The 23,188-nt window shown below is 55.4% G+C and carries 19 protein-coding genes; all 19 read right to left on the bottom strand.

Annotation, left to right across the window (positions count from 1 at the left end):
* Positions 1-933 precede the first annotated feature (933 nt).
* The 19 genes from tldD to ACF8D4_RS20885 all read right to left on the bottom strand — a co-directional run bounded on the left by tldD (position 934) and on the right by ACF8D4_RS20885 (position 23,187).
* Positions 934-2,382 carry a metalloprotease TldD gene (gene tldD / locus ACF8D4_RS20975; protein WP_028781336.1) on the bottom strand — a complete coding sequence of 483 codons (1,449 nt, stop codon included), beginning with the start codon at positions 2,380-2,382 and terminating at the stop codon, positions 934-936.
* Positions 2,383-2,418: 36 nt separating this feature from the next.
* A complete protein-coding gene (locus ACF8D4_RS20970; RefSeq protein WP_392465154.1) occupies positions 2,419-3,264 on the bottom strand; it encodes a carbon-nitrogen hydrolase family protein in 846 nt (281 codons plus the stop codon).
* Positions 3,188-7,483, bottom strand: a complete 4,296-nt coding sequence (locus ACF8D4_RS20965) for a YhdP family protein (protein WP_392465153.1) — start codon at positions 7,481-7,483, stop codon at positions 3,188-3,190. Before ACF8D4_RS20965 ends, ACF8D4_RS20970 begins: the two co-directional genes overlap by 77 nt.
* Positions 7,483-8,949 carry a ribonuclease G gene (gene rng, locus ACF8D4_RS20960; RefSeq protein WP_044735291.1) on the bottom strand — a complete coding sequence of 489 codons (1,467 nt, stop codon included), beginning with the start codon at positions 8,947-8,949 and terminating at the stop codon, positions 7,483-7,485. Before rng ends, ACF8D4_RS20965 begins: the two co-directional genes overlap by 1 nt.
* Positions 8,950-9,080: 131 nt before the next feature.
* On the bottom strand, positions 9,081-9,683 hold the full coding sequence (locus ACF8D4_RS20955; protein ID WP_045282606.1) for a nucleoside triphosphate pyrophosphatase: 603 nt from the start codon (positions 9,681-9,683) through the stop codon (positions 9,081-9,083).
* A 1-nt stretch (position 9,684) separates the two neighbouring features.
* Positions 9,685-10,173 (bottom strand): rod shape-determining protein MreD, encoded by a 489-nt coding sequence (gene mreD / locus ACF8D4_RS20950; RefSeq protein ID WP_025011856.1) that lies wholly within the window; start codon positions 10,171-10,173, stop codon positions 9,685-9,687.
* Positions 10,170-11,048: a rod shape-determining protein MreC gene (gene mreC, locus ACF8D4_RS20945; protein WP_345852347.1), complete on the bottom strand. Its 879-nt coding sequence runs from the start codon at positions 11,046-11,048 to the stop codon at positions 10,170-10,172. Before mreC ends, mreD begins: the two co-directional genes overlap by 4 nt.
* 42 nt (positions 11,049-11,090) lie before the next feature.
* Positions 11,091-12,140 carry a rod shape-determining protein gene (locus ACF8D4_RS20940; protein WP_025011854.1) on the bottom strand — a complete coding sequence of 350 codons (1,050 nt, stop codon included), beginning with the start codon at positions 12,138-12,140 and terminating at the stop codon, positions 11,091-11,093.
* A 208-nt stretch (positions 12,141-12,348) separates the two neighbouring features.
* Entirely contained in the window at positions 12,349-13,791 is a 1,443-nt protein-coding gene (locus ACF8D4_RS20935) for an inorganic phosphate transporter (RefSeq protein ID WP_392465150.1), read from the bottom strand.
* Between the two features lie 120 nt (positions 13,792-13,911).
* The gene (locus ACF8D4_RS20930; RefSeq protein WP_345845379.1) at positions 13,912-17,376 is read right to left on the bottom strand and encodes a DUF6701 domain-containing protein; all 3,465 of its coding nucleotides are present in this window, start codon (positions 17,374-17,376) and stop codon (positions 13,912-13,914) included.
* On the bottom strand, positions 17,369-17,842 hold the full coding sequence (locus tag ACF8D4_RS20925; RefSeq protein ID WP_071238664.1) for an MSHA biogenesis protein MshP: 474 nt from the start codon (positions 17,840-17,842) through the stop codon (positions 17,369-17,371). The genes ACF8D4_RS20930 and ACF8D4_RS20925 overlap by 8 nt, the downstream gene beginning before the upstream one ends.
* Positions 17,832-18,668, bottom strand: coding sequence for a PilW family protein (locus tag ACF8D4_RS20920; RefSeq protein ID WP_146508372.1), 837 nt, complete (start codon positions 18,666-18,668; stop codon positions 17,832-17,834). The genes ACF8D4_RS20925 and ACF8D4_RS20920 overlap by 11 nt, the downstream gene beginning before the upstream one ends.
* Positions 18,668-19,168 (bottom strand): prepilin-type N-terminal cleavage/methylation domain-containing protein, encoded by a 501-nt coding sequence (locus ACF8D4_RS20915; RefSeq protein WP_045282604.1) that lies wholly within the window; start codon positions 19,166-19,168, stop codon positions 18,668-18,670. Before ACF8D4_RS20915 ends, ACF8D4_RS20920 begins: the two co-directional genes overlap by 1 nt.
* Positions 19,158-19,625, bottom strand: coding sequence for a Tfp pilus assembly protein FimT/FimU (locus ACF8D4_RS20910; RefSeq protein WP_044735296.1), 468 nt, complete (start codon positions 19,623-19,625; stop codon positions 19,158-19,160). Before ACF8D4_RS20910 ends, ACF8D4_RS20915 begins: the two co-directional genes overlap by 11 nt.
* Before the next feature lie 108 nt (positions 19,626-19,733).
* Entirely contained in the window at positions 19,734-20,234 is a 501-nt protein-coding gene (locus ACF8D4_RS20905) for a type II secretion system protein (RefSeq protein WP_045282603.1), read from the bottom strand.
* 17 nt (positions 20,235-20,251) lie between these two features.
* Positions 20,252-20,770, bottom strand: coding sequence for a type II secretion system protein (locus ACF8D4_RS20900; RefSeq protein WP_025011848.1), 519 nt, complete (start codon positions 20,768-20,770; stop codon positions 20,252-20,254).
* A gap of 34 nt (positions 20,771-20,804) precedes the next feature.
* Complete coding sequence (locus ACF8D4_RS20895; protein WP_044735297.1) at positions 20,805-21,407, bottom strand: Tfp pilus assembly protein FimT/FimU; 603 nt, start codon at positions 21,405-21,407, stop codon at positions 20,805-20,807.
* Positions 21,408-21,472: 65 nt separating this feature from the next.
* On the bottom strand, positions 21,473-21,967 hold the full coding sequence (locus tag ACF8D4_RS20890; protein WP_107352863.1) for an MSHA biogenesis protein MshF: 495 nt from the start codon (positions 21,965-21,967) through the stop codon (positions 21,473-21,475).
* The gene (locus ACF8D4_RS20885) at positions 21,967-23,187 is read right to left on the bottom strand and encodes a type II secretion system F family protein (RefSeq protein WP_045282601.1); all 1,221 of its coding nucleotides are present in this window, start codon (positions 23,185-23,187) and stop codon (positions 21,967-21,969) included. The genes ACF8D4_RS20890 and ACF8D4_RS20885 overlap by 1 nt, the downstream gene beginning before the upstream one ends.
* Between the last annotated feature and the right edge of the window lies 1 nt (position 23,188).

Raw genomic sequence — 23,188 nt, 5'->3', positions numbered from 1 at the left:
TGATTGGCATTGATTGGTTTAAGTCTAACGGGCTGCACCTTATTACCATACCAGGCTTCTGATGGTGTTAAACCCGGCTATCATGATATGCCATTACCCGGAGGTTGTATTGAGAAAGATTTGACTGTCCTGTCTTTTGGCTGTCCTGTCTTTTGGTAGATTTAAACTTTACAGAATGTCACCAACTTCCCCCTTAGGTGTCGCCAATAGGCATTGGCCGAGCTTCCGGCTACGGTGCAGCCCATCACCTGCGGTTCGCTCTCGCACAGGCGATCCTGTGACACGGCGTGAATACGTCCCTGTAGCCTCGTCGAAAACATCCCTGTTTTCGACGGTCACAGTCCCGCCTATGCCTGGAAAATAGGTGTATGTTTGTGGAATTTCAAGTAACGCTATGATTGCAGAGTTGCACCGACTTTCCCCCTCGGTGTCGCCGACAGCCGTTGGCGCAAATAACGTGGCTGAGGCAAGGATGCCGAAGCAGCGACAGTCGAATCAGGGATGAGCGTCTGAAGCGCTAGTTATTTGCGCCATTAGGCCGAGGGGCTTTCGACACCGTGTGGGGCGGCAAGGGAGATCCAAGAGGGGATTGCTGTTGTTCCCCTCTTGGTCGGGTGTGGGGCGAAGCTCCACGACTTTATGCCGCTGGCACAGCGGCTAATATCAAATATACAAGACACCCTAAACACTTTCCGAGCTGCAAGGAAGCCCGCTGCAAAGTGTCTGAGACTCTCTGAGACGCTCACTTTCGGAGGTTCATGCAGAATTGTCCTTGCCAAGCCTGTTTCTGCAAAATCACCAACGGTTTAAGGTTAATAGGGATGCATTTGCTCCAAGACTTTCTGCCGCCACAGCGGCTATCAACTTCGCCCAAGAGCAATGCAGGAACCAGCGCTAAACTCAGCTGCCGAATCAGGAATTCGACAGCATTTCTCAGGCTGTGCCGCCGACCGTCAGACGGTCCAGTTTAAGCGTTGGCTGCCCAACCCCGACCGGGACACTCTGGCCGTCTTTACCGCAGACGCCGACGCCTTTGTCGAGTTCAAGATCTGTGCCCACCATGGAGATCTGCCCCATGGCTTCCGGGCCGTTGCCTATCAGGGTCGCGCCCTTTACCGGACTGGTGATCTCGCCGTTTTCAATCAGGTAGGCTTCAGAGGCCGAGAACACAAACTTACCCGAGGTGATATCCACCTGACCGCCACCGAAGTTGGGGGCGTAGAGGCCTTTTTTCACCGACTTGATAATATCGGCAGGCGCCGACTCACCGGCCAGCATATAGGTGTTGGTCATACGCGGCATAGGCAAGTGAGCGTATGATTCGCGGCGGCCATTTCCAGTGGGCTTTTGTCCCATCAGGCGGGCATTGAGTTTGTCCTGCATATAGCCCTTGAGAATGCCGTTCTCAATCAGCACTGTCTTGTGCGCCGGGGTACCTTCATCATCTATGGTCAGCGAGCCACGGCGGTTTTCCAGCGTGCCATCGTCCACCACAGTGACCAACTTGGAGGCCACCTGCTGGCCAATCTTACCGCTGAAGGCGCTGCTGCCCTTACGGTTGAAGTCACCTTCCAGACCGTGGCCAACCGCTTCATGCAACAAGACTCCGGGCCAACCTGCGCCCAGAACCACAGGCATTTCACCGGCAGGGGCGTCTATCGCCTGCAGGTTGACCTGTGCCTGACGCACGGCCTCGCGGGCAAAGGCAAAACACATGGGCAAGCCGTCATCAGCGGCAGCCATCAGGGTTTGATAGTGGTGACGACCACCGCCACCGGCACCGCCCCGTTCACGGCGACCGTTTTCTTCGAGGATCACAGAGCAGTTGAAGCGTACCAGCGGCCGGATATCCGCCGCCAGAGTACCATCGCTGGCAGCTACCAGTATCTCTTCATGCACTCCGGCCAGGCTGACCACCACTTGAATGATGCGGCTATCCAGGCTGCGGATATAGGCATCCGCTTCCTTGAGCAGGGCAATTTTACGGCCCTCTTCCAGTGCCGCTATCGGATCTTCACTCAGATACAGCGCCTTGGCGCCGCGGCGCTTCCAGGCCTGAGTTTGATAGCTGCCCCCAGTCTGGGCTATGCCTCTGGCGGCATCGGCGGCGGCAGCCAAGGCTTTGGGGGTTATCTCATCGGCGTAGGCGAAACCTGTCTTTTCACCACTGATGGCTCGGACACCGACACCACGCTCAATATGAAAACTGCCTTCCTTGACTATGCCATCTTCCAGCACCCAGGTTTCATGACGGCTGCCCTGAAAATAGAGATCGGAAAAATCCACCTGGTGTTGGTGGATTCGCTCCAGGTAAGTTTGCAGATCGTCGAGGTGCAGTCCCTCTTGCAGTAAACTCTGTCCCACTTGGGTTAAAAATGGCATTGGGTCTCTCTCAATCCGGCCCTGTGGCCTTGTTGGTTATTTCCGCTTACCGTCGCCCAGTTGCGGCGGCAAAAATCTATTGTGTGTCTCTACGGGCATGGCGCTGCGCACCCGCGCTAACTCGGCCTTGTCCAAACGCGCCTGCACCCAGCCTGTGCCTTCGGCCTTCTGCGCCAGAATGCGTCCCCAGGGGTCGACTATCATGCTCTGGCCCCAGGTCTCGCGGCTTCCTTGATTATGCTGGCCCCATTGCGCCGCCGCCAGTATAAAACACTGGGTTTCTATCGCCCTGGCTCTGAGCAACACTTCCCAGTTCGCCTCGCCTGTCACCTTGGTAAAGGCCGAGGGCAAGGCGATGATCTCGGCGCCTTGCAAACGCAGCGCCCGAAACAGATCCGGGAAACGCAGATCATAACAGATAGCCAGGCCGATGCGGCCAAAAGGGGTATCTACCACGCTTATCCGCTCACCCGGGCAAAAGGTATCGCTCTCGCGGTATTGGCCTGTACCGTCGGTCACTTCCGCGTCAAACAGATGCAGTTTGTCGTAGTCGCCAAGTACCTGCCCCTGATCATTAAACAGATAACAGCGGCTGTAAACCCGGCCATCGCCACTGGCTACCGGAATAGAGCCGGCCAGCAGGAATACCTGAAATTGGGTAGCAAGTTCGGCCAGCTGCCGTTTGAGCGGGCTTTGCCCAGGCTCTCCGGCCCAGGCCAACTGCATGCTCTCATGGCCGCCGAACAGCAGGCTGCACTCGGGCAGCACCACGAGTTGGGGTTCATTATCTTGACGGGGAAGAGTCTCAAGCTGCGAGACGATAAATTGCAGGTTCTGTTCCGGCTCGCGGCAACTCTGACACTGTAGCAGACTGACTTGCATGTTCGACTTCCTGTTTCACTGGCACTTCTGTCTTGGGTTCACTCGGCGATTTGAGCGGCAGCGGCGTGACTTTATCGGCTTGAGGCAAAGGTTTTTCAGTCTCAGCGCCACCCTCTTCAACAGCCCTCTCTGGGTCGCTGTTAAGCACTTTGGCTTGATCGCCTTGGCCTGCATCCGTGGCCGCAGGCTCATCGTCCTGCACTTGAGTCTGTCCTTTCCCAGGCGCCGACTTGGGTTGCCGTGGCAGCACAGACTCAGGGATCTCTATCTCTTTGCTCTTTCGCTCCAACTCTTCCAGCTTGGGCTCTGACATGGTGCCGGTCAAGCGGAAACGTATCTCTGAAATAATCTCAATTACGGGTTCCAGCACCTTGGTCAGGGCAAAAGCCCCCAGGCCCATGGTCCAAGCGCTGGTACTGAGCAGCACAACGGTCGGCACGCTGGAGGCCAGTTGCGGCACAAAGCGAATATCATAGTTGAGGCTTTCGGTAACCAGATCGGTATAGCCGCGCACCTTCATGTTACCGGCAATGGCGTCCATCTCGGTATTGGTAGTCTTGAGCACCCCGTTCTCCAGGGTCAGATCGCCGCCAAAGGAGTTGTAATACAGGCCCTTGCCAAACACATCGGTAAAGTCCAGTGACAACTTGCGTAAAAGCGAGTCCAGACTGAACAGGGAGAAGATCCGCGCCCCCTTGTCACTGAGCTGTTCGATATGCCCCTTGCCGAGATCGAAACGTACTTTACCGCTGAGACTCTCCAGATTAAACGCCAGCGGCGCACCCAGCCAGTTGAGCTCGGCCTTGACCTCCAGCGGCGAGTCTTTCACGCCGGGATCCAGTCCCAAGCGAGTAGCCAACAGATCAAATTTATCTCCCTTGAGATTGAGTTCAACCTGGGTCCGGTTGTTACCGTCACGGCTCAGCCATTCACCCTTGCCCTGCAAACTGGCATCATCGCTGCTGAGCGCCAAGGTCTGGATCTGATAGCCCGTCGCCGACGGGTTGGCTTGCAACAACAAACGCCCCAGCGCCATATCCTGATAGCGGAAATCATCCACCTCCACCGCCAGCGGCGGCAGGTCACTGCCCTGAGGCAGACGGGTTTCAGGCTCGGGCTCGGATTGCGCTTTGGAATCGGGCTCAGCCGCTGCTGCCGCTATCGGATTTAGATACAGGCGCGATGCCACCAGCTTCAATCCCTGGCTGTACCAATCCGGGTAGATCTCTACCCGACCGGAAAACTCCGGCGACAGTCCCTCTATCTGCCAGGCATGCTCTCCGGGGCGGGCACTGAGTTGCAACTCGGTAAAGCGCTGCCCCAGTAGCTCAAGCTGTTTCACTCTGGCCTCTATCCCCTTGAGCGGAGGGAAGAAGGCCTTGTCGGCTGCAATGCTTGTGGTGTCGGCCGTGCTCTCGGTTTGAGTCTCTGCCTGGGTCTTAGTTTGAGTCACGGCTTGAACTGCTGTTTGGCTCTCGGTAGCTGCCTTTTTGTCATGATTGCCACCGCCGATAAAGGCGTTGATCAGCGGCTGCCACTGGGCAAAATCCACCTCATCCAGGGCCAGCCGTAAGTGACCATCCTGTTTTTGCAACTGATCGCCGCTGCGATAGAGGCGCCCCAGCAGCAGGTCATAGTGTTTCAGGCCCTTACCTGAATCGGCGTCAAAGCCACCCCAGAATTCGGCCTTATCCCCCAGACGCACGCCCAGGGAGCTGGTCTTGTTGTCACCAAGCAGCTCGGCCTTGAGCGTCAGCGCCTGCCCAGATGCCTTTTGATAAGGCGGCGGCAACAGCAACTCTGTCTGCTTGAGATTGGCATTAACATTGGCTTGAATTCGATAGCCTATCTCATCAAAGATCAGCTTAAGATTCCCCTGCCAATCCAACGCGCCCTGATAAAAATCGCTTAAAGGATTGTCCAGCTCGGACGGTAAGTTGGCGAGGTTCCACTGGCCCTTGAGCCTGGCATTGAGCCCCATATTCTGGTTGACCTTGCCGGTATCAAAACCAAACTGCAACGGCTGGCCAAACAGGCTGGCACTCAAGCCTTCGCCCTTGACCACCTCGTTATGAAAACTCACCTTGCCGCTGACCTTATCGAGCAGCACCCCGGGCTCACGGATATAAACCGGCACCCCGGCAAACTGGACTTCGCCCAGGATCTGCTCCTCTTCGCCTTCATAGAGCGGAATACTGAGATCCAGCTTGCCACTGACAGGCCCCTGAACCTGCACTACATCCAGGGTAATACCGACACTGTCTTTAAGCGGCGAGCGCTGCAACACCTCAGTAGCATCCTTGCCTTGAGTCGCCAGTTGCGCCTCGACCCGCAGCAGACTCCGGTGATCCATCTTGGGGATATAGACATGGGCACCATCGGCCGCCACATTCAACAGCTTGCCCTTGTTGACCCAGAGATCCATCCGGGCATTTTCAAACAGCGCCTTGAGACTTAAATCTGTCACCGCCGGCCAATCCGGCTGGAAGGCATATTCGGCGTGGGTCAGATTGAAACCTGCCTGAAATACCCCGGAATGATCCTGATAGGGAAATCCGGCCAACTCACCGTGCCAGACTACGGCGGCATCATCGCTGCGACCGGCCTTGATGGCGCCTTCCAGATAAGCGGCCAGCGACTCGCCCATGGCATGGCGCGGGAAATAACGCCCGGCATTGGCGGCGTTGAGCAGTTTGACCCGGGAAGACAGCGCCAGGTGTGGCTTGTCGGCCAGCAGCAAACGCATAGAGGCGTCCAGACTGATGTCGTCATTGCCCAGATGCAGTGCCGGCACCATCAGTGCCTGACTATCGAGCGAGAAGCCCAGCTCAAAGGCATCGGCGCGAAAACTGAGCGGCGCCTTGAAACCATCGCCAAAGTCCAGTTTATAATCCTGTGCCGGCAGTGCTGCGCTGAGGAAGTTGTCCCGCCATCCCAGGGAGAGATCGATTGGCGTGCTGCCGGGAATGGACTCGGCAGGCTGCCAGCTAACCCGCTCCAGCGCCACTTTGGCCTGCAGTTCACCGTCCTTGGGGCGATAGATAGCCAGAGGCCCGAGCTTGCCCTGAGGCTTGAGTTGCTGCCAGCTATAAAGGCCTTCCAAAGGCATGCCGGGAATAAGCGGCAACAGCGGCAACAGGCTATCGAGTTGCAATTCATTGAGTTTGCCGTAAAGCACCCCGGCGGTTTCCATGGCATGGAACTCCAGCTTGGGCCAAGGCTTGTCATTGGTTGCCAGTTTGAGCTCACTGCTGTCCAGGCGCCAGCCGTCGGCTATGGGCTGCCAGGCAATCACACCGCCATCTATGGCAAATTTCTGCGGCTCATCTCTGAGTGACCAGCGCAGCCAGCTGGGCAACAGCTTGATCACCCCGGATTCCAGGCTGCGGTTGGCAAAGCCTACCCAGGCCTCCAGGTTGACCACACCCTCCAGCGGCAACTTGGCCTGTGGGTTATAAGGGTTGGGTTGGCGCGAGGCCCACTTGCCGAGATCCAGCGACTGCGCCTGCAGATAGGCCTGGCCCTTGATGCTGCCCGGCTTGTAGCCATCGCCCTTGAGATCCAGCCTGAGAGTGAGTTGTTCGGTCGCCGTTGCCTGTTCATCCAGGTAGAGAGCGCCGCGACCCTGGTGCAACTTGCCGCTATTGCGCCAACTGAGGTCCCGCAGATGAATGGGGCGATAATCATGGCTGCTGGACAACAGCTGCACACTGGCATCGCGGATAGAGAAACGGTCCAACTGCTCCAGCAGCAAGGCATAGAGCCAGTCGATATTGGTGGCAGGAGCCGGCTTGCTCACGGCCTCGGCTGCGCCGGTCGATTTCTGCCCCAGATGATCCAGATCCAGCGCCAATTGCACCCCGTCGAAGATCACATCTTCCACTTGCGGGCTGGCGGTCATCAGGCTCTGCCAGAAATCCAGTTTGACATCGACCTTGTCGACCATGAGTGTCACCGGCAAACGCTCCTGCGGCGGTAACACCAAGTCCTCAACCGTCAGCGCCGGGCCGAAAGCCTGCCAACGGGCCGACAGATTGCCTATCTTGACCTCAACGCCATATTCGCGCTCAACATAGTCGGCCAGTTGCTGCTTGGCTTCATCCAGTTGCGGCAACAGCCCCCGGATGAGACTCACCATCAAGGCGAACAGTACCAAGGTCACGGCCAGGGTGCGCCAGCAATAGCGGCCGAAGGTTCGAGGGCAAAAAGACAGCCGCACTAGACCATCACCACATCATATTTACTCTGCACATACATGGGCTCGCAGTGAATGCGAATACGCTTGCCGATATAGACTTCGAGCTCGGCCACCAGGTGGTTCTCGTCATCGGACAGGCAGGCGTGTACCGCAGGGGCACAGTAAATCAGGAATTCATCGGCATCATAGGTGCGGTTGAGGCGGATGATCTCGCGGAAGATCTCAAAGGAGACGGTATCCACTGTTTTCATCGAGCCGGTACCACGGCAGGCAGGACACTCGCCACAAAGTACATGCTCCAGGCTCTCGCGGGTGCGCTTGCGGGTCATCTCCACCAAACCCAGGCCGGAGAAACCTGAGATATTGGTCTTGACTCTGTCATTGGCCAACGCCGTGGCCAGGCTGTTGAGCACTCTTTGTTTGTGCTCATCCTGCAGCATATCGATAAAATCGATAATGATGATGCCGCCCAGATTACGCAGCCGCAGCTGACGGGCAATCGCCTGGGTCGCTTCCAGGTTGGTGTTGAATATGGTTTCTTCGAGGTTACGGTGGCCGACAAAGGCTCCTGTGTTAATGTCCACAGTGGTCATGGCTTCTGTCTGGTCGATGATCAAATAGCCGCCGGATTTGAGTTCCACCTTACGCTCCAGCGCCCGCTGAATCTCATTCTCCACATCGTAGAGATCGAAAATCGGCGCCGGGCCACTGTAGTGTTCTATCTTATCGGCAATTTCCGGCATGAACTCCTGGGCGAAATGCAGCAGCTCCTCGAAGGTGTGGCCCGAGTCCACCTGAATGCGATCGAGCTCGGCACCGACAAAGTCCCTGACAATTCGCACCGGCAAGGCCAAGTCCTGATACAACAGCGTGGCCTTGGGCCTTTTGCGCCGTTCGCTGACCTTGGCCCACACCCGCCGCAGGAAAGCAGCATCCTGCGCCAGTTCATCCTCACCTATGCCTTCGGCCGCGGTGCGAATAATAAAGCCGCCGTCATCGTCGACAAAAGGCAGGGTAATCTTCTTCAGCCGCGCCCGCTCCTCTTCGGAGTCTATTCGCTGAGAAACGCCCACATGGCTTGAGCCCGGCATAAACACCAGGTAACGGGAAGGCAGGGTAATGTCTGTGGTCAGCCGCGCGCCTTTGGTGCCAAGGGGGTCTTTGACCACCTGCACCATGATGTCCTGGCCCTGACGTACCAGCTCGGCAATATCACGCACCACGAAGTTGCCCTTTTCCACATCGGCAACACACTCTGTGTGCGGCACTATGTCCGAGGCATGCAGAAAGGCCGCCTTTTCCAGGCCGATATCGACGAATGCCGCCTGCATCCCGGGCAAAACCCGACTGATCTTGCCCTTGTAGATATTGCCCACCAGGCCGCGCTTCATACGCCGCTCGATATGCACTTCCTGCAGGACACCGTGTTCTACCAATGCGACTCGCGCTTCCGTGGGCGTCACATTGATCAGCAGTTCTGACCCCATCTTCCGCGGAGCCTTGCTATTGACTGTGCGACTGGTATTCACGATTTACCCTTGTTGGATGTTAATTCATTGATTTTATCGGCTGGCGGGCGTTAAAGCTGCTAAAAATTCGTCAGTTTGTGTAAGCGAGCTTACAAACATCCGGCCTTGTGCAACAGCGACCGGGTTTCGGCCATGGGCAGGCCCACTACCGCAGAATAACTGCCTTCAATCTTGGCGACAAAGCTGCCACCCAGCCCCTGAATGCCATAGGCTCCCGCCTTGTCCATGGGCTCGCCCGAAGCAACATAGGCCTGAATATCGGCATCGCTCAAGTCGCAGAAGTACACCTGGGTGACCACCATAGCCGCCTCTGTGTGCTTGCCATCGGTCAAGGCCACGGCAGTCATCACCTGATGACTGCGGCCACTTAGGCTCTTGAGCATGGCGCAGGCATCGGCCTTGTCCACGGGTTTACCCAAAATTCTGTCGCCCAATACCACTATAGTATCTGAGCCCAGCACTAGAGTATCAGACCCTTGCTGATGTTCAGGGTTCCCGCACCACAGGGCTAAACCTGCTGCCGCCTTCTCTTCGGCCAAACGGCTGACAAACTGCTCCGGGGTTTCCCCGGCTTGATGACTCTCGTCGATATCGGCGGGCAGGATCTCAAAACCAAAGTTCGGATTTCCCAGCGCCAGCTGTGCCAAAAGCTCGCGGCGTCTGGGGGAGGCTGAGGCCAAAATCAGCGGCATATTAACGTACCTTGTAGTGGCGCCTGATGCGGCGCAGTATCCAGAAGACCCAGGGCCAAATGACCAGGCTGGACAGGGAAGGCAGGAATAGCTCCATGGTGAAATGCGCCCCTGATACCACAAACTGGGCCCAGAAAATAATCAGATGATAGAAGCAGATCAAGCTGGCGATCACCAAAGACTGCTGCCACATGGGGAAGTTACGCAACTTCTGAAAGTGCAGTACCACCACATAGATCACCAGGGAAATGGCCAGTGCGCGGATCCCCAGGGTAGCTCCCAGTAGAATATCCAGTAGCACCCCCAACACCCAGGCGGTGAGAATATTGTATCTGTGGGGCAGCGCCACGGCCCAATAGATCATCACCAGCACCAACCAATCGGGGCGCCAGGCGCTGAACATTTCCGGTACCGGCATGATCTGCAGCAGCATACCCAGCAGCAGGGTCAGCCATACCGCCAAACGGCCATTGGCATTTTCCAGACTCATGATTCGGCTCCACTGTTGGCGTCGGTTGCAGCCGGCTCTTGTGACTCAGGCTTGGCGCCGGGATGGTCTTCAGGCCAGATAAGCAGCAGATAACGGATTCGATCCAGCGCCGCCAGCGGCTGTGCCGTGACCTTAAGGTAACTCTGGCCATCGTCCCGGGAAACCGAAATCACCCGCGCCACCGGATAACCTTCCGGGAAGCGGTTGCCCAGCCCGGAAGTCACCAGCAAATCGCCGACCTTGATGTCGGTACTCTTGGCCACGTGTCTGAGTTCTATCTCATCGAGTTCGCCTATGCCGTTGGCTATCAGGCGCACATCGTTGCGGGTAATACGCACCGGCAAGCCGTGTTTGGGGTCGGAGAGCAGCAACACCCTGGCGGTGAGTTCGCTGACCTGCACCACTTGGCCGACAACCCCCTGGGCATCCACCACGGGCTGACCAACAAACACGCCGTTGCGGCTGCCGTGGTTGATCACCACATAGTGATGGAAGGGGTCGCTGGCTACTTCCATCACCTCGGCCACCATCTTGCGCGAGTCCATATGCACCGGCGAGCCCAGCAGTTCACGCAAGCGTTGGTTTTCCTGGCGCAGGTGTTCAAAACGCTGCAGTCTTTCACTCATCAGCATTTGCTGGCGCAAGAGTTCTTTGTTTTGCTGCTCCAGCATGTCACGGGTCGCCAGACTCTGGGCAGACCAATCCAGCAGCTCACCTGGCACATTGGCCAGGTACTGTAGAGGGCTCAGTAAGGATGCCAGCGACTGTCTCGCAGGTTCGAGACGATCATTGGCAACCAGCAGGATCACCGACATGAGCACTGCCAGTGTCAACCTGAACTGATTTGAAATACCGCGAACAAAAATAGGCTTCATAGAAAAGCTAAGGCGGTAAGATACCGCCTGTGCTGGAAAGTATTAGTTTTCTTCTGAGAACAGGTCACCGCCGTGCATATCGATCATCTCCAGTGCTTTACCGCCGCCGCGGGCCACACAGGTAAGCGGATCTTCGGCGACCATTACAGGGATCCCGGTTTCCTGCATCAGCAGACGGTCCAGATCCCGCAGCAAGGCACCACCACCTGTGAGCACCATACCGCGCTCAGAGATGTCGGACGCCAACTCTGGAGGCGACTGCTCCAGTGCTACCATCACGGCACTGACAATGCCCGACAGCGGCTCTTGCAGCGCTTCGAGTATCTCATTGCTGTTCAGGGTAAAGCTTCTCGGTACCCCTTCGGCCAGATTACGGCCGCGCACTTCAATCTCCAGTACTTCATCGCCTGGATAAGCCGTGCCGATTGTGTGCTTGATGCGTTCGGCTGTGGCTTCACCAATCAGGCTGCCGTAGTTGCGGCGCACATAGTTGATGATGGCATCGTCAAACTTGTCACCACCGATACGCACGGAAGAGGAGTAAACCACGCCGTTGAGCGAGATGATGGCCACTTCAGTGGTACCACCACCGATATCCACCACCATGGAGCCAGTGGCTTCGGAAACCGGCAGGCCGGCCCCTATGGCGGCTGCCATTGGCTCTTCAATCAGGTAAACCTCACGGGCGCCGGCGCCCATCGCTGACTCCTTGATCGCGCGGCGTTCAACCTGAGTGGCACCTACAGGCACACACACGAGTACCCTGGGGCTTGGACGGAAAAAGCTGTTGTTGTGCACTTGCTTGATAAAGTGCTGCAGCATCTTCTCGGTCACGTAGAAGTCGGCGATAACCCCATCTTTCATTGGGCGGATGGCCTGAATATTACCGGGGGTACGTCCCAGCATCTGCTTCGCCTCAGTACCGACGGCGGCCACGGATTTCTGCCCAGAGCTGCTTCGTTCGCCACGGATGGCGACCACGGAAGGCTCATTCAATACAATGCCTTCTTCACGAACATAAATGAGAGTGTTAGCTGTACCCAAATCGATCGACAGATCGTTAGAAAAAATGCCACGCAGCTTCTTGAACATGTAACTAGCCTGTATTCTGTGGAGTCAGAAGAAATGAAAATCAGCTAACTTTATCAATGCCTCCGGCATTCCACAAGACTCACGGAGTTAACATTCGCTAATCCGTGAGGGTTTTTAGCATATCTCGGTAAAAGAGATCGGAATGCGCTGAAATAAAGTTGCCAAAAGCTTGGATCATGCCAATCCCTTGACATGATTTGTACATTTCTTAAGCGAAAAAGGCTTGCACCAACATAAAGAGCCCGGCCGACAAAACTATGGTCATAGGCAATGTCAGTACCCAGGTTAACAGGATCTGTTTGATGGTATTTTTTTGCAGCCCGGAGCCGTTAGCTACCATAGTGCCAGCCACGGCCGAAGACAGGATATGGGTGGTGGATACCGGCATGCCTGTCATACTGGCGATACCGATAGAACCGGCGGCGGTCAACTGCGCGGCTATCCCCTGACTGTAGGTCATGCCACCGTTACCGATTTTCTCGCCAACCGTGTGCACAATCCGGCGCCAGCCCACCATGGTGCCGCAACCCAGAGCCAGGGCAACGGCTACTATGACCCATAGCGGCGCATATTCGGTCATGGCGTTAAGCTGACCACGCCAGTGCTTCAATTGAGTAGCCTCGGCTCCTGGCAAGGGCTGCTTGGCCAACTTACGAGTGCTGTCATCGATACAAAGGATCAACTGCCTGGCTTGCCGGCGCTGTTCCTGGGTCAACTCTGTTACTGTACTCCCTTGTTCAAGGAGCCTATCCAGGCTCTGCATCGAAGCTATGGCCGAGTCCTGACAGCGACTGTCAGCGGCGTGCTCACCCAGGTTAGCCACCAGCTGCGGGTTGCGCTCATACAGAGCCATGATGCGCCGGTTGGCATCCTGAGTCTTGTCCATATCGAAACCCTGGCTGTTCAAGTCCAGGGCAAAATAACCCGGCGCCATGCAGATAAGCACCAACATCACCAGACCTATGCCCTTCTGACCATCGTTGGAGCCATGGGCGAAACTGACCCCCATGGCTGAGGCTATCAAGGTAATCCGGGCCCAAAATGGCGGATGCTTCTTGCCGTTGACCGCCATCTGCTCTGCCGGAGTGCGATGCAGTTTGGGCTTACGCCAGATACGTTTCATCACCAACAGCAAAATCGCCGCCAGAATAAAGCCCAGGGTTGGAGACAAGAGCAAGGAGAGCATGATATCTATCGCCTTGCCGGTATTGATCCCATCCAGCGGCGATTGGCCGTTGAGCCAGGCATAGGCGCCACCGACCCCCATGATGGAGCCGATCAGAGTGTGGGAGCTGGAGGCGGGAATACCGAAGAACCAGGTACCCAGGTTCCAGACGATGGCCGAGAACAGCAGGGAGAACACCAGCAACAGGCCTTGGGAGGAGTCCATGTCCAACAAGAGCCCGACCGGCAGCAGATGCACTATGGCGTACGCCACACCGAGCCCCCCCAGCAACACCCCGGCAAAATTGAACAGCGCCGAGGCCAGCACAGCGCCTCTGGCCGGCATGGCATTGGTATAAATCACAGAGGCTACCGCATTGGCGGTGTCGTGGAAGCCATTGATAAACTCGTATGCCAACACAAAAAGTACAGCCAGGATCAGCCCCAAAGACCAGATCCACCCCAAACCCGCAAGCGCTTCCAACATAATTTAATCAGCCAAATACAGCAGAGGCTGTCGATTATGCTCAATGTGAGTTGAAGACAAAGTTAAATTATCTACATCTTGGCGCTTTAGTGATTTGCTTCACACTGTTGTTATTCGGCTTCAGTTAACTTCCCGCCAACTGATGATCCTGTCGTTGCCGCGATAACGGCCAAAGAAGGCACTGGCTCTGGGGTCGCTAAGTGTGCCGTCATTAAGCCCATTCCAATTCCAGTACCACTGCAACCATTCAGGCGTCTTGAGCGGCGCCGTCACCTTGCCGCGATAGCCGGAGCTTCCGAGCGCACGCCACAAGAGTTCAAACTCGCCGCCAAAGGCTGTGACTGTGTTGCCGCCGCTGGCGGAGCGGCTAATACTCTGCCCGGCACTGAGCGCAGGTTCATAGTGGTAACCCAGGGTGAGTTGATCCTGTTGATATTCAAGCGGCGTGTTGAACACACTGCAGTTATCCAGGGCGTTCAAACGCCAGCCACTGCCATCCCAATACTCTGTCCTCGCCGCCATGCTCAAGATTTGGGTTTCCGGGCCAAAGGTATTGTCCAACAGCAAACGCCCATGACGCATCTTTTGGCTACCAAGACGCACGGCGCTGCAGCTGCCTGCCACAGAGCAGTCACCGCTGAAATCGCTTTGCATATTGCTGTCCAGCAGCTCGGCAATCTTGTCCGGATCCTGAATTTCCAGGCCTATATCCAAAAGCGGGAAAGGCCCGTCTGTTGCAACCGGGTCCTTGCGGGCAAACTTGAGTTGCCCTTGGAACTCAGCCAGGCCATCCACCCAGGTATCTGAAGTGATCTCGCCCCCCGAAACTCGGCTGTCCAACGCCACTCCGTCGAATTGATTGGCTGCCTGATAATGACTGTAAGCCTTGGCAAAATCACCGACATAGTTTTGAGTCACTTGTCTATCCAGTGCCAAAGCGCTGACTTTATAACTGACTTCAAATGGCTGATCCATGTAACTGAAACCATTACAGGCCGGCAGCAAACTGGGTTCATCGACTCGGAAAAAGGCCGGCACAAAACGCCCGACTGGCATTATGGTTTTGCCGCTAGGTCCCTGCCAATAAGCGCTGGCCACCAGGCTCGGGAAGGCCACACTGCCCTCGTAGGGCAAAGGCGCCGTGACGCCGAATTCAAACACCCCAACCTCACTGACCGCCTGAGCGAGCCGGTTATTCTCAGGCGTTTGCTGGCGCAAATGATCATACTGCTGCAGCTGCAGTTTACCGGGTTGACCTGAAGCCGGTGCAATCAGCTTATGCCATAAAGAGAGATCTGCCTGCTGATAGGAAGGTGTGGTGAGGTTTTTACAGAAATCGGCATTACCATTATCCGCCCAGGCTTTGGCACTGATGCTGAGTGGGAAATTTTCCTGCGCTCGCCGAAAAGGCGCACAGGAGGCATCCGCGGCCTGGCAGTATTGCTCTACCTCGACACAGAATCCCAACGGGAAGCTGACAAAATCATCGGCGCCATGCATCACCAGCCCGGCATCCCCTTCGCTGGTCGTTCCTCTATAGAGGGTATTTAGCTCGACCCGACCGGCATCGCCATAATTGATATCGATTCGGCTTTGGCCTTGACTGTCGAAGGCCAAGGTCAGCGGTGTGGCGGCAGCTTGATTGCTGCCTATATCCTGCCAGCTCAGGGCGCCTGTCGGTTTCAGTTGCACCTTGGGTGAACCGACAACTGCCGACAGCGCCTCACTCCAGAACGAAAGCGTCTTGTTGGTACTGGCAAAGGCCGGTACACACTGGGCTGTGCCATCTGACTTCATAGCCTTAACAAGCACTCCTGTCTCTGGCTTGTTGGCCAGCTTATCTGCCACATCAAAAATGAAACCACTATCGGCAAAACTCAGGCGACAGGCGGCCGTACTCAAGGGACCGCTGCCTCTTCGGCAAAGGGTATCACTGCCTGGGCGGGTGGCCGGAGTCGAGGAGGAAACCCCCAGTGTCAGCGGCGTTTGATCAAACTTTTGCAGCTGAATTTGGGTACTGCCACCATTAAAGGTCACCGAACTTGCCGGCAACCAACGGCCGTTACTGACGGGGTTAGGGCTCAGATTGGCGGTGACAGTACCTGTGAAGAGCTCTGAGCAGCTGGCATTTTTACAGGCCCTCAAGGTGATGGGTTCGGCACGACAGGTAAAAGGCGCGCTGCTGTAATCAAACTCAAAATGATGAACCTGCTCACCCACGGCCTTGGAGTCCAAAGCGCAAACCTGGAAATTGTCTATCTCATGGTTGTTGTTGGAACCGCCGGTAGAACCGGTAAGCGACAGGTAAAAATCTGTCGGCACACTCCCTTGGCCAATAAAACTCCGGGCATTGAATGGGCTCACCAAAGTTTGGTAACCGGCACCTGTATCTCGCTCAACAGACACCATAGCCATGTTGGCCTGGCGGGAATCTACGGTAATCTTATACCTGTGCCCAGGAGCTGGGTAATAGCTGCTGCGCACATCTATCTTGGGATAAATATTGGCAACTGTACCTGTCAGGTATCGATAGGAACCGGCCTGAGCGCCCCGAATAGACACGGCTTGGCGGCGAAATCCCGGGCCTCCGATACGCCCTTCTGTGGGGTTGGAAAAGTTGCCGTATTCATCCAGTGCCACCCCCAACCAGCCTCCGGCAAAGCCCGGGGTGCCATCATTACGCTGGGCATAACCCAAGGCGCCACCAAAACTGCCCGGCTGCGGCGTCACGGCCGCATCAGAAAGGATCACCGCCACACCATCACCGCCGGTACCACTCTGTGACGACCAGGCGTAATAATCAAATTCAACTGTTACCAGGTTGCCTTCGGCCGGAAATAAGCGCTGATAGGTACTGGAGGTTGCCTGATTGCCTCGGGCAGGGGTCAAACGCAGACGCCCGCCCACTATGCTGGGCGGTACTGAATTGCCCAGCACCTTGATGGCCCAATCATCTGCCGATAGGGAAGCCGAACTGAAGTCATCGCTGAAACACCCCAGCACTGGCGTTTGGTCATTACTGCACATGCCGCCAAAATCGGCGTCTTCGACTGCACCGAGATCAATATCCACATCCGAGTTACCGGTAATCACCAAAGCCCCCCCAGATGCCAGAGCGCCATCCAAGGACCCATTTCCAGCTATCTGCACTGCGCCCTCGACATACAAGATCGCATTTATGGTGTCATGACCATTGATACTCAAAGAGTTACGCACATAGATGATCAGATTCTCGGCCTTTCCACCTGGGTTCAGAGTGGCATTGTTCAGCTCTAGGTCATCGAAATATAACCTGGTGGTCGTTGTTGTTGGATTCAGGAAACTGCCATGGGAGAAACTACCGCGATCAAAATCATAATCTCCCGGAGCCAGTGACTGATCACAAAAAAAAGGATCAAACCAACTTTGTCTACAAGTTAAGTTACCACGGCTAGGCGGCAGATTGGCAGGCGGCACAAAACCATCATTGAAATGGTTCCCTGTCGGAGGGTCGGTAAATATATCACTGCACTGAGGCACCGCCAGTGCCAGCGCAGGCAGGCCGCCAAGCAATATCCCGAGCAAGAGTAATATGCGACTATTCACGGGCTTCCACCTCCACAACCCGGCTCACTCTCAGGCATTGACTGTCATCTGCCGCGCCCACACCACAACTGCCGCTCTCGCATACCGCCGTGCTGCGAATACGATACAACTTGGTACTGCCCGGGCTGGTGTCCTGGCTTAAGGTATCGCAACTGAGCTGTACATTGCAGCCGTGAAATCCGGTCACATCCGGCGCTGTCCAGCTTGAGCCCACGGCGGCGCAGCCGGCAATGCCGCCGCTTAAGGGAAACAGCCTGGCCAGAGCCGCATCGGCGCCGCTGTTGGCGGCGTTGAGCGCCCTTAAGCCCCAGACTTCCAGGTTGACGCTTTCATCGGCGTCGCCGCCAACCCGCAACAGAGTCACGGCCAACAGCGACATCACCAATATTACAAAGATGGCTATCACCAAGGCGCTGCCGCCCTGATGCTTTTGCGCATAACAGTGATAATTTCGACTAGGGAACATTGATCACCTGCACTTGATGTTGATACTGAAAATGCTCTCCGACGACCGAGAACTCTGGCCGCAATTGCACTATGGCGTTGTTGACCAGAGTGGCAGGCAACAGCTGCACCGCCGGGTTGGTGGCAATATCATTGCTCAAGCCTTCGGCCATCAAGGCTCCAGAGCCCATAGTATCGGGCAGAGGTTGACCGGCATGATAACCATAGTTGCTATAACGGCGAATGCTGCCATTCACCGGAGAAAAACAATAGCTGACAGGTTGCCCGGCCACATAAAAACGCTTCGCCGGTGAGGCTTCGGCAAAATTAACCGCAGCGGCAAACTGCAAGGTCAGCTGTGAGCCATTGAGCACCACCTTATCTATGGCGTGGCGCTTGTTGCTGCCACTGCCATAAATCTCCGCATTGGTCAGCGGGTATACCAACAGCTGTTCACCGGCCGAAATAGCCGTTGCCGGCGCAAACACTGTGGCATTGTCCGCTAGGACATCCGGCGCCAGTGGCAATGACAGATAGCTGCCGCTGGCACTGATGGGCAGAAACTCCAAACACTGCAGCTGAGAGCTGGACTGCAACCTGAGACTGGAAGGCACGGCATTACGCAGCTCCCGGCTCAGTCGCTCCATCACGAAACGACTGCTGCCCAGCACTCTGTCGACGGCGGTAGAATCCACAAAAATACGGGTACCAAAGATAATAAAGCTGCTGACACCCACCACCAGAATCCCCAGGATAAGGATCACTGTGACCAACTCCACCAAGGTAAAGCCCTTGGCGAAACCTTGTCCTTTGATCTGTATGAATCTCTTACCCTGCCTGCTGCGCATCAGAAATTACTCCTCAGCACGTCGTAACGGATAGCCTCGCCCGCAGGGGTAGTTACCGTGACAGTCACCAACTTGCTGTTGGCTTGATACTGGGATACCTGGACGCTGAGACTGTACCCAGGGTAGTGACTCAGGTAACTCAGGCTGGAATTAAGCATCAGGCTCTGCTCGTTAAGGCCATGGTAATCGTCGATATCGTCAAACTGATCCCGACTCTCACCATCCGGGCCATAATCGCTAACCTGGGTACAACTGACACCGCCCAAACCGTCACAGGCGGGTAGACCACCGTTGGCGCCGCTATGCTCATCATAACGCTTGCCCCAGATTTCATTGATCACAGCCTGAGCCAACTCGGCGCTGCGCACTCTATGCAGGGTCTGCGCCGCGTGATCGCTTTGGGGAAACAGCACACTGGTCAACAGCACCAGGGCGATACCGAGCACCAACATGCCGATCACCAGCTCTATCAGGGTGAATCCCCGCGCTTCAGCCCTCATGGATATAGCCCTCGGACTCTATGGCGATAGTCAGGGTTTCATCGGCGACCACAGAGAGGCAGGCGCCACTGCAGGCAAGGTTGGTGCGGCCCAAAGCATCGAACTGGATCTGAAAACTGTCAGCACCGTTACTTTGAAGCAGTATCCGGGTATTACGCGGCAGACTTTCGGCGCTATTGTTGCGGATGACGCTCGTACAGTCCTGGGTCAAATGGCTGAGTTGATAAGCGCCGCTGCTGATGGAGAGCCGATAGCAACGGTCGGGATTATTGAGTGCCAACATCTGAGTCTTTTGCAACTCGGCAATCAATTCCTGTCGCAGCGTCCAGGCGCTGTAACTGCTGGAGGATACCAATTTTGGCAGCACCACGACGGAAAGTATGGCCAGCAACATGATAGTCACTACCAACTCCACCAGAGTAAATCCCCGGGTGCCTGTCCCCTTGGTCACAGCCATATGATTTCCCGCCAATTCCATACTCAGTCAAGTATGGCAAATAAGCCCAATAGTTTGAATCCTGACGTAAAAAAGGCCTGCTTGGCAGGCCTTTTCAGCTACAGGCTATTAGCAGTTGGTATCCACGATCTCATATACGGGCAATGAGTTACTGGTAGCTTCCGAATACTCAACAAAGCATTTATAGGTGTCTGAAGGCGTTGTTCCCTTGCGATAAATGATCACATCAGCAGCACTGACATTGGCTGCGCTGGGAGCTGCGATAACCCAGTCCCCGCTGGAGGTGGTATCTGCTTCCAGAATTTTGAGAATATTGGTTGCATCAGCCTTCACATACCCATATACAGCAGTGATATCCGCACTACCATCCCCTGTAAGATCAACATTGTCACCATTGCTACCGTCGTCTTTTTCTTTACCTTGAATAGCAGCTTTCGAATAGAGCAAGGAATTACCGCCCTGTAACGCTGCTTTCATACCAGAAAGAGTTGACTTGGTTGCATCAGATTGCAGATTCAAAAACTTAGGCGCTGCAGTGACAGCCAGTATCCCCAAAATGATAATCACCACCACTAATTCAATCAGCGTAAAACCCTGTTGTTTTTTCATTTTCTATTCCTTTCAAATTAGCAATCTGTACCAGTTACCACATACTGTGGCAACGAAGTTGCTGTGGCTGGGGTATAGTTAATACGACAGGCCTCACTGCCTTTCTTACCCTTAGGGACAATAATGAAAGAAGTGTCACTAACATAGATCACCCCAAAGTCTTCAGTTGCAACGGTATCTGTTCCGGTAATAGCCTCGAAAGTATTGTCCATAGCTTTTTCCAGATTGGTTTTCACTGTGGTGGAATTGGCCGCACTGTCCAAATATCCATAATCCACAGTAACACTAATATCACTGTTACCGCTCTTTCCAATGACAACACTCTCACCCGTAGTTTTACCTTGACCGGCAATAACAGCCTTGGAATACACCATGGCATTGGCCCCCTGAAGTGCCGCCTTCATTCCCTGAAGGGTAGACACCCTGGCATCGGATTGCAGATTGATAAACTTGGGCGCAGCGACCACCGCCAGAATACCGAGAATTATGATCACCACCACCAGTTCAATCAGGGTGAAACCTTGTTGCCTTTGCATAGCGCTTTCCTTTAGTTCAAAAAATTCAATTCAATCAGTTGCTGAAACTCAATACCTGGCCGGTACCCGGGTTATAGGTAATTCCCTTGGCGCCTGTGGTGTTGAGATCCGGAGCCGGTGTCGCCACCCCCGAGCTTTGATTCAGCACCAGAGATGCCACCTGATGGTAGACGCAGAGATCCAGCCCGGTTACCACAGTGCCGTCAATGGCTGTAGCGCTTGCACCTGCTCCTTCCAAGGCCCTGACGGTATAGCGTTGATCTCTGGCATCGGCACTGTAAAGCACATTCTTGGGTGCACTCTGCAGCACGGTATTGAACACTTGCTGGCAACTGGCATCATCCATGGAAGTGGCCGAGGTATTGCCAGTACCGGTCGGATAGCCGAAGCGGGTATCCAGAGACACTGTCGTACCATCAAGGATCACCGAGTTGTTACGGCGACCATCGACCTCCCATTGGGAACGCACAAAACTGACTGCAGTGGCGAGGCCACCTGTTACACCTTCGAGACTGGCATCCTCGGCATCATCTGTCACATTCAAAAAACGCGGAATAGCGGTTGCAGCCAGCAGGCCCAGGATCACTATCACTATCACCAGCTCGATTAACGAGAAGCCTTGCATCTGTCGTTTCATCTAGGTTTCCTCCACCTGTTCGCCACTGATTTTAGCAGTTCCGTTAAGATAAAAAACCAACTCGGTCAATAATCTGTATCAGCTGTCAAAAAAATGACCCTGCCGGTGTCCATTTGATAACTCAGGCTCTCACCGGCAGGGCTCACATAGCGGCAGCTTTGATCCTGGCTGAGAAACTGCACCCGGATAACAGCCTTATCCGGCATGCCTCCCAGAAGCTGTTGCCAAAGAGCCACACAGCCGCTGTCATCCCGGCTGGGCGCCTGTGGCCAACCGGCCTTATTCATAGCCAATTGACCTGGAGGCTCTGGGCGTTCCAGCGTCTGCCAATCCAGTTGCATCTGTTCAGGGCGTCCCAGGCTCAGCCACTGGGATCTCACCATGGCCAATACATTCAGCAACCTGTGGTGTTCAAGCTGCAACCCCCTGGCCGACACCTGATCCACGGCTGAAAAATAACGTACTCCCAACACCGCCAGAATGACCAACAACAGCAGCAGCGCGGCCAGTCTGGCGAAGGTTCGTAGCAGATCTTCCTCGGCCTGATGCTGGCTTGGCATCAGCGACCTCCCTTGACTACATTGAGCATGTCCCACATAGGTAGATAGATACCCAGGGCCAGGATCAGCACCACAATGGCCACTATGCCGATCAAAATAGGTTCCAGCCTGGCGGTGAGGTTCTTGAGGTCATAATCTACCTCACCTTCGTAAAAATCGGCGGCATCATTGAGCAGTTGATCTATACGGCCGGTTTCTTCCCCAACAGCAACCATCTGCAACACCAGGGGCGTAAACAACTGACTCTGATTGGAAACCCTCAGCATGGATTCCCCCGCTTCGACCCCACGGCGCATGTTGACGATTCTGTCGTGCATATAGCTGTTGTCTACGGCATCGGCCACCAAGCTGAGCGCCTGAGTCATGGGCACTCCGGCCCCCAACATCATGGCAAAACTGCGGCAATAACGGGCCAGAGTCGAGCGTTCGATTATGGAACCCACCGCTGGAATATGCAGTTTCCAGCGATCCCACTGTTTTTCGCCCTTCTCGGTTCTATGCCAATAACGCACCCCGAGTACAGTTACCACCAACCCCACCAGCATCAAGGGCCAGTAATTGACAAACAGGTTGGAAGTACCGATAAGCAACCGGGTCGCCCAAGGCAATTCGGCACCGAAGCGGGAAAACATTTCAGCGAACTTGGGGATCACCATAATATTGAGGATCACCAGTGCCAGTGCCACCGCCAACAGAACAAACATGGGATAACGCATGGCAGACTTGATCCGTCTGCGGGTTTCCTGCTCCCGCTCGATATAACCGGACAACTGCAGAAAAGCATCTTCCAGTTTGCCCGTGTTCTCTCCCACATGAACCATGGAGACGAACAAGGCGTCGAACACATCCGGATGGTGGTTCATTGCCGACGACAGCGGCCGTCCGGCGGTCAACTGTTCAGAGACATCCTGCAATGCCTCTTTCATCCGTTTGGAATGGGTGGTTTCCGACAGCCCGGCAATGGCTCGCAGAATAGGAATGCCGGAGCGGGTCAGGGAGTACATCTGCCGGGTAAATATCTGCAGCTCATCCAGGCCAACCCTACGCTTGAGCAAACCTTTGAGACTGAGATCCGGGCCAGGCTTGAGCTCAACGAGCTCCAATGGGATCACGGCTCTGGCCAGCAGCAGATCGGCCGCCACGCTCTCTGAAGCAGCATCCAATTGTCCCTTGACCTGTTCACCGCGGGCATCCCGGCCCCGATAGGCATAGAGCGGCATA

This window comes from Shewanella sp. YQ_9 (assembly GCF_043103185.1).
Lineage (GTDB): Bacteria > Pseudomonadota > Gammaproteobacteria > Enterobacterales > Shewanellaceae > Shewanella > Shewanella algae.
This window is presented reverse-complemented; position numbering and strand designations above follow the sequence as displayed.

Bases quoted from the DNA above. Each gene is read 5' to 3' on its own strand.
- ACF8D4_RS20885 (WP_045282601.1), bottom strand. From the start codon at position 23,187: ATGCCGCTCTATGCCTATCGGGGCCGGGATGCCCGCGGTGAACAGGTC.
- ACF8D4_RS20895 (WP_044735297.1), bottom strand. From the start codon at position 21,407: ATGAAACGACAGATGCAAGGCTTCTCGTTAATCGAGCTGGTGATAGTG.
- mreC (WP_345852347.1), bottom strand. From the start codon at position 11,048: ATGAAGCCTATTTTTGTTCGCGGTATTTCAAATCAGTTCAGGTTGACA.
- ACF8D4_RS20940 (WP_025011854.1), bottom strand. From the start codon at position 12,140: ATGTTCAAGAAGCTGCGTGGCATTTTTTCTAACGATCTGTCGATCGAT.
- ACF8D4_RS20900 (WP_025011848.1), bottom strand. From the start codon at position 20,770: ATGCAAAGGCAACAAGGTTTCACCCTGATTGAACTGGTGGTGGTGATC.
- ACF8D4_RS20890 (WP_107352863.1), bottom strand. From the start codon at position 21,967: ATGCCAAGCCAGCATCAGGCCGAGGAAGATCTGCTACGAACCTTCGCC.
- ACF8D4_RS20970 (WP_392465154.1), bottom strand. From the start codon at position 3,264: ATGCAAGTCAGTCTGCTACAGTGTCAGAGTTGCCGCGAGCCGGAACAG.
- rng (WP_044735291.1), bottom strand. From the start codon at position 8,949: ATGGGGTCAGAACTGCTGATCAATGTGACGCCCACGGAAGCGCGAGTC.
- ACF8D4_RS20935 (WP_392465150.1), bottom strand. From the start codon at position 13,791: ATGTTGGAAGCGCTTGCGGGTTTGGGGTGGATCTGGTCTTTGGGGCTG.
- ACF8D4_RS20920 (WP_146508372.1), bottom strand. From the start codon at position 18,668: ATGCGCAGCAGGCAGGGTAAGAGATTCATACAGATCAAAGGACAAGGT.
- ACF8D4_RS20905 (WP_045282603.1), bottom strand. From the start codon at position 20,234: ATGAAAAAACAACAGGGTTTTACGCTGATTGAATTAGTGGTGGTGATT.
- ACF8D4_RS20910 (WP_044735296.1), bottom strand. From the start codon at position 19,625: ATGGCTGTGACCAAGGGGACAGGCACCCGGGGATTTACTCTGGTGGAG.
- mreD (WP_025011856.1), bottom strand. From the start codon at position 10,173: ATGAGTCTGGAAAATGCCAATGGCCGTTTGGCGGTATGGCTGACCCTG.
- tldD (WP_028781336.1), bottom strand. From the start codon at position 2,382: ATGCCATTTTTAACCCAAGTGGGACAGAGTTTACTGCAAGAGGGACTG.
- ACF8D4_RS20915 (WP_045282604.1), bottom strand. From the start codon at position 19,168: ATGAGGGCTGAAGCGCGGGGATTCACCCTGATAGAGCTGGTGATCGGC.
- ACF8D4_RS20955 (WP_045282606.1), bottom strand. From the start codon at position 9,683: ATGCCGCTGATTTTGGCCTCAGCCTCCCCCAGACGCCGCGAGCTTTTG.
- ACF8D4_RS20925 (WP_071238664.1), bottom strand. From the start codon at position 17,842: ATGTTCCCTAGTCGAAATTATCACTGTTATGCGCAAAAGCATCAGGGC.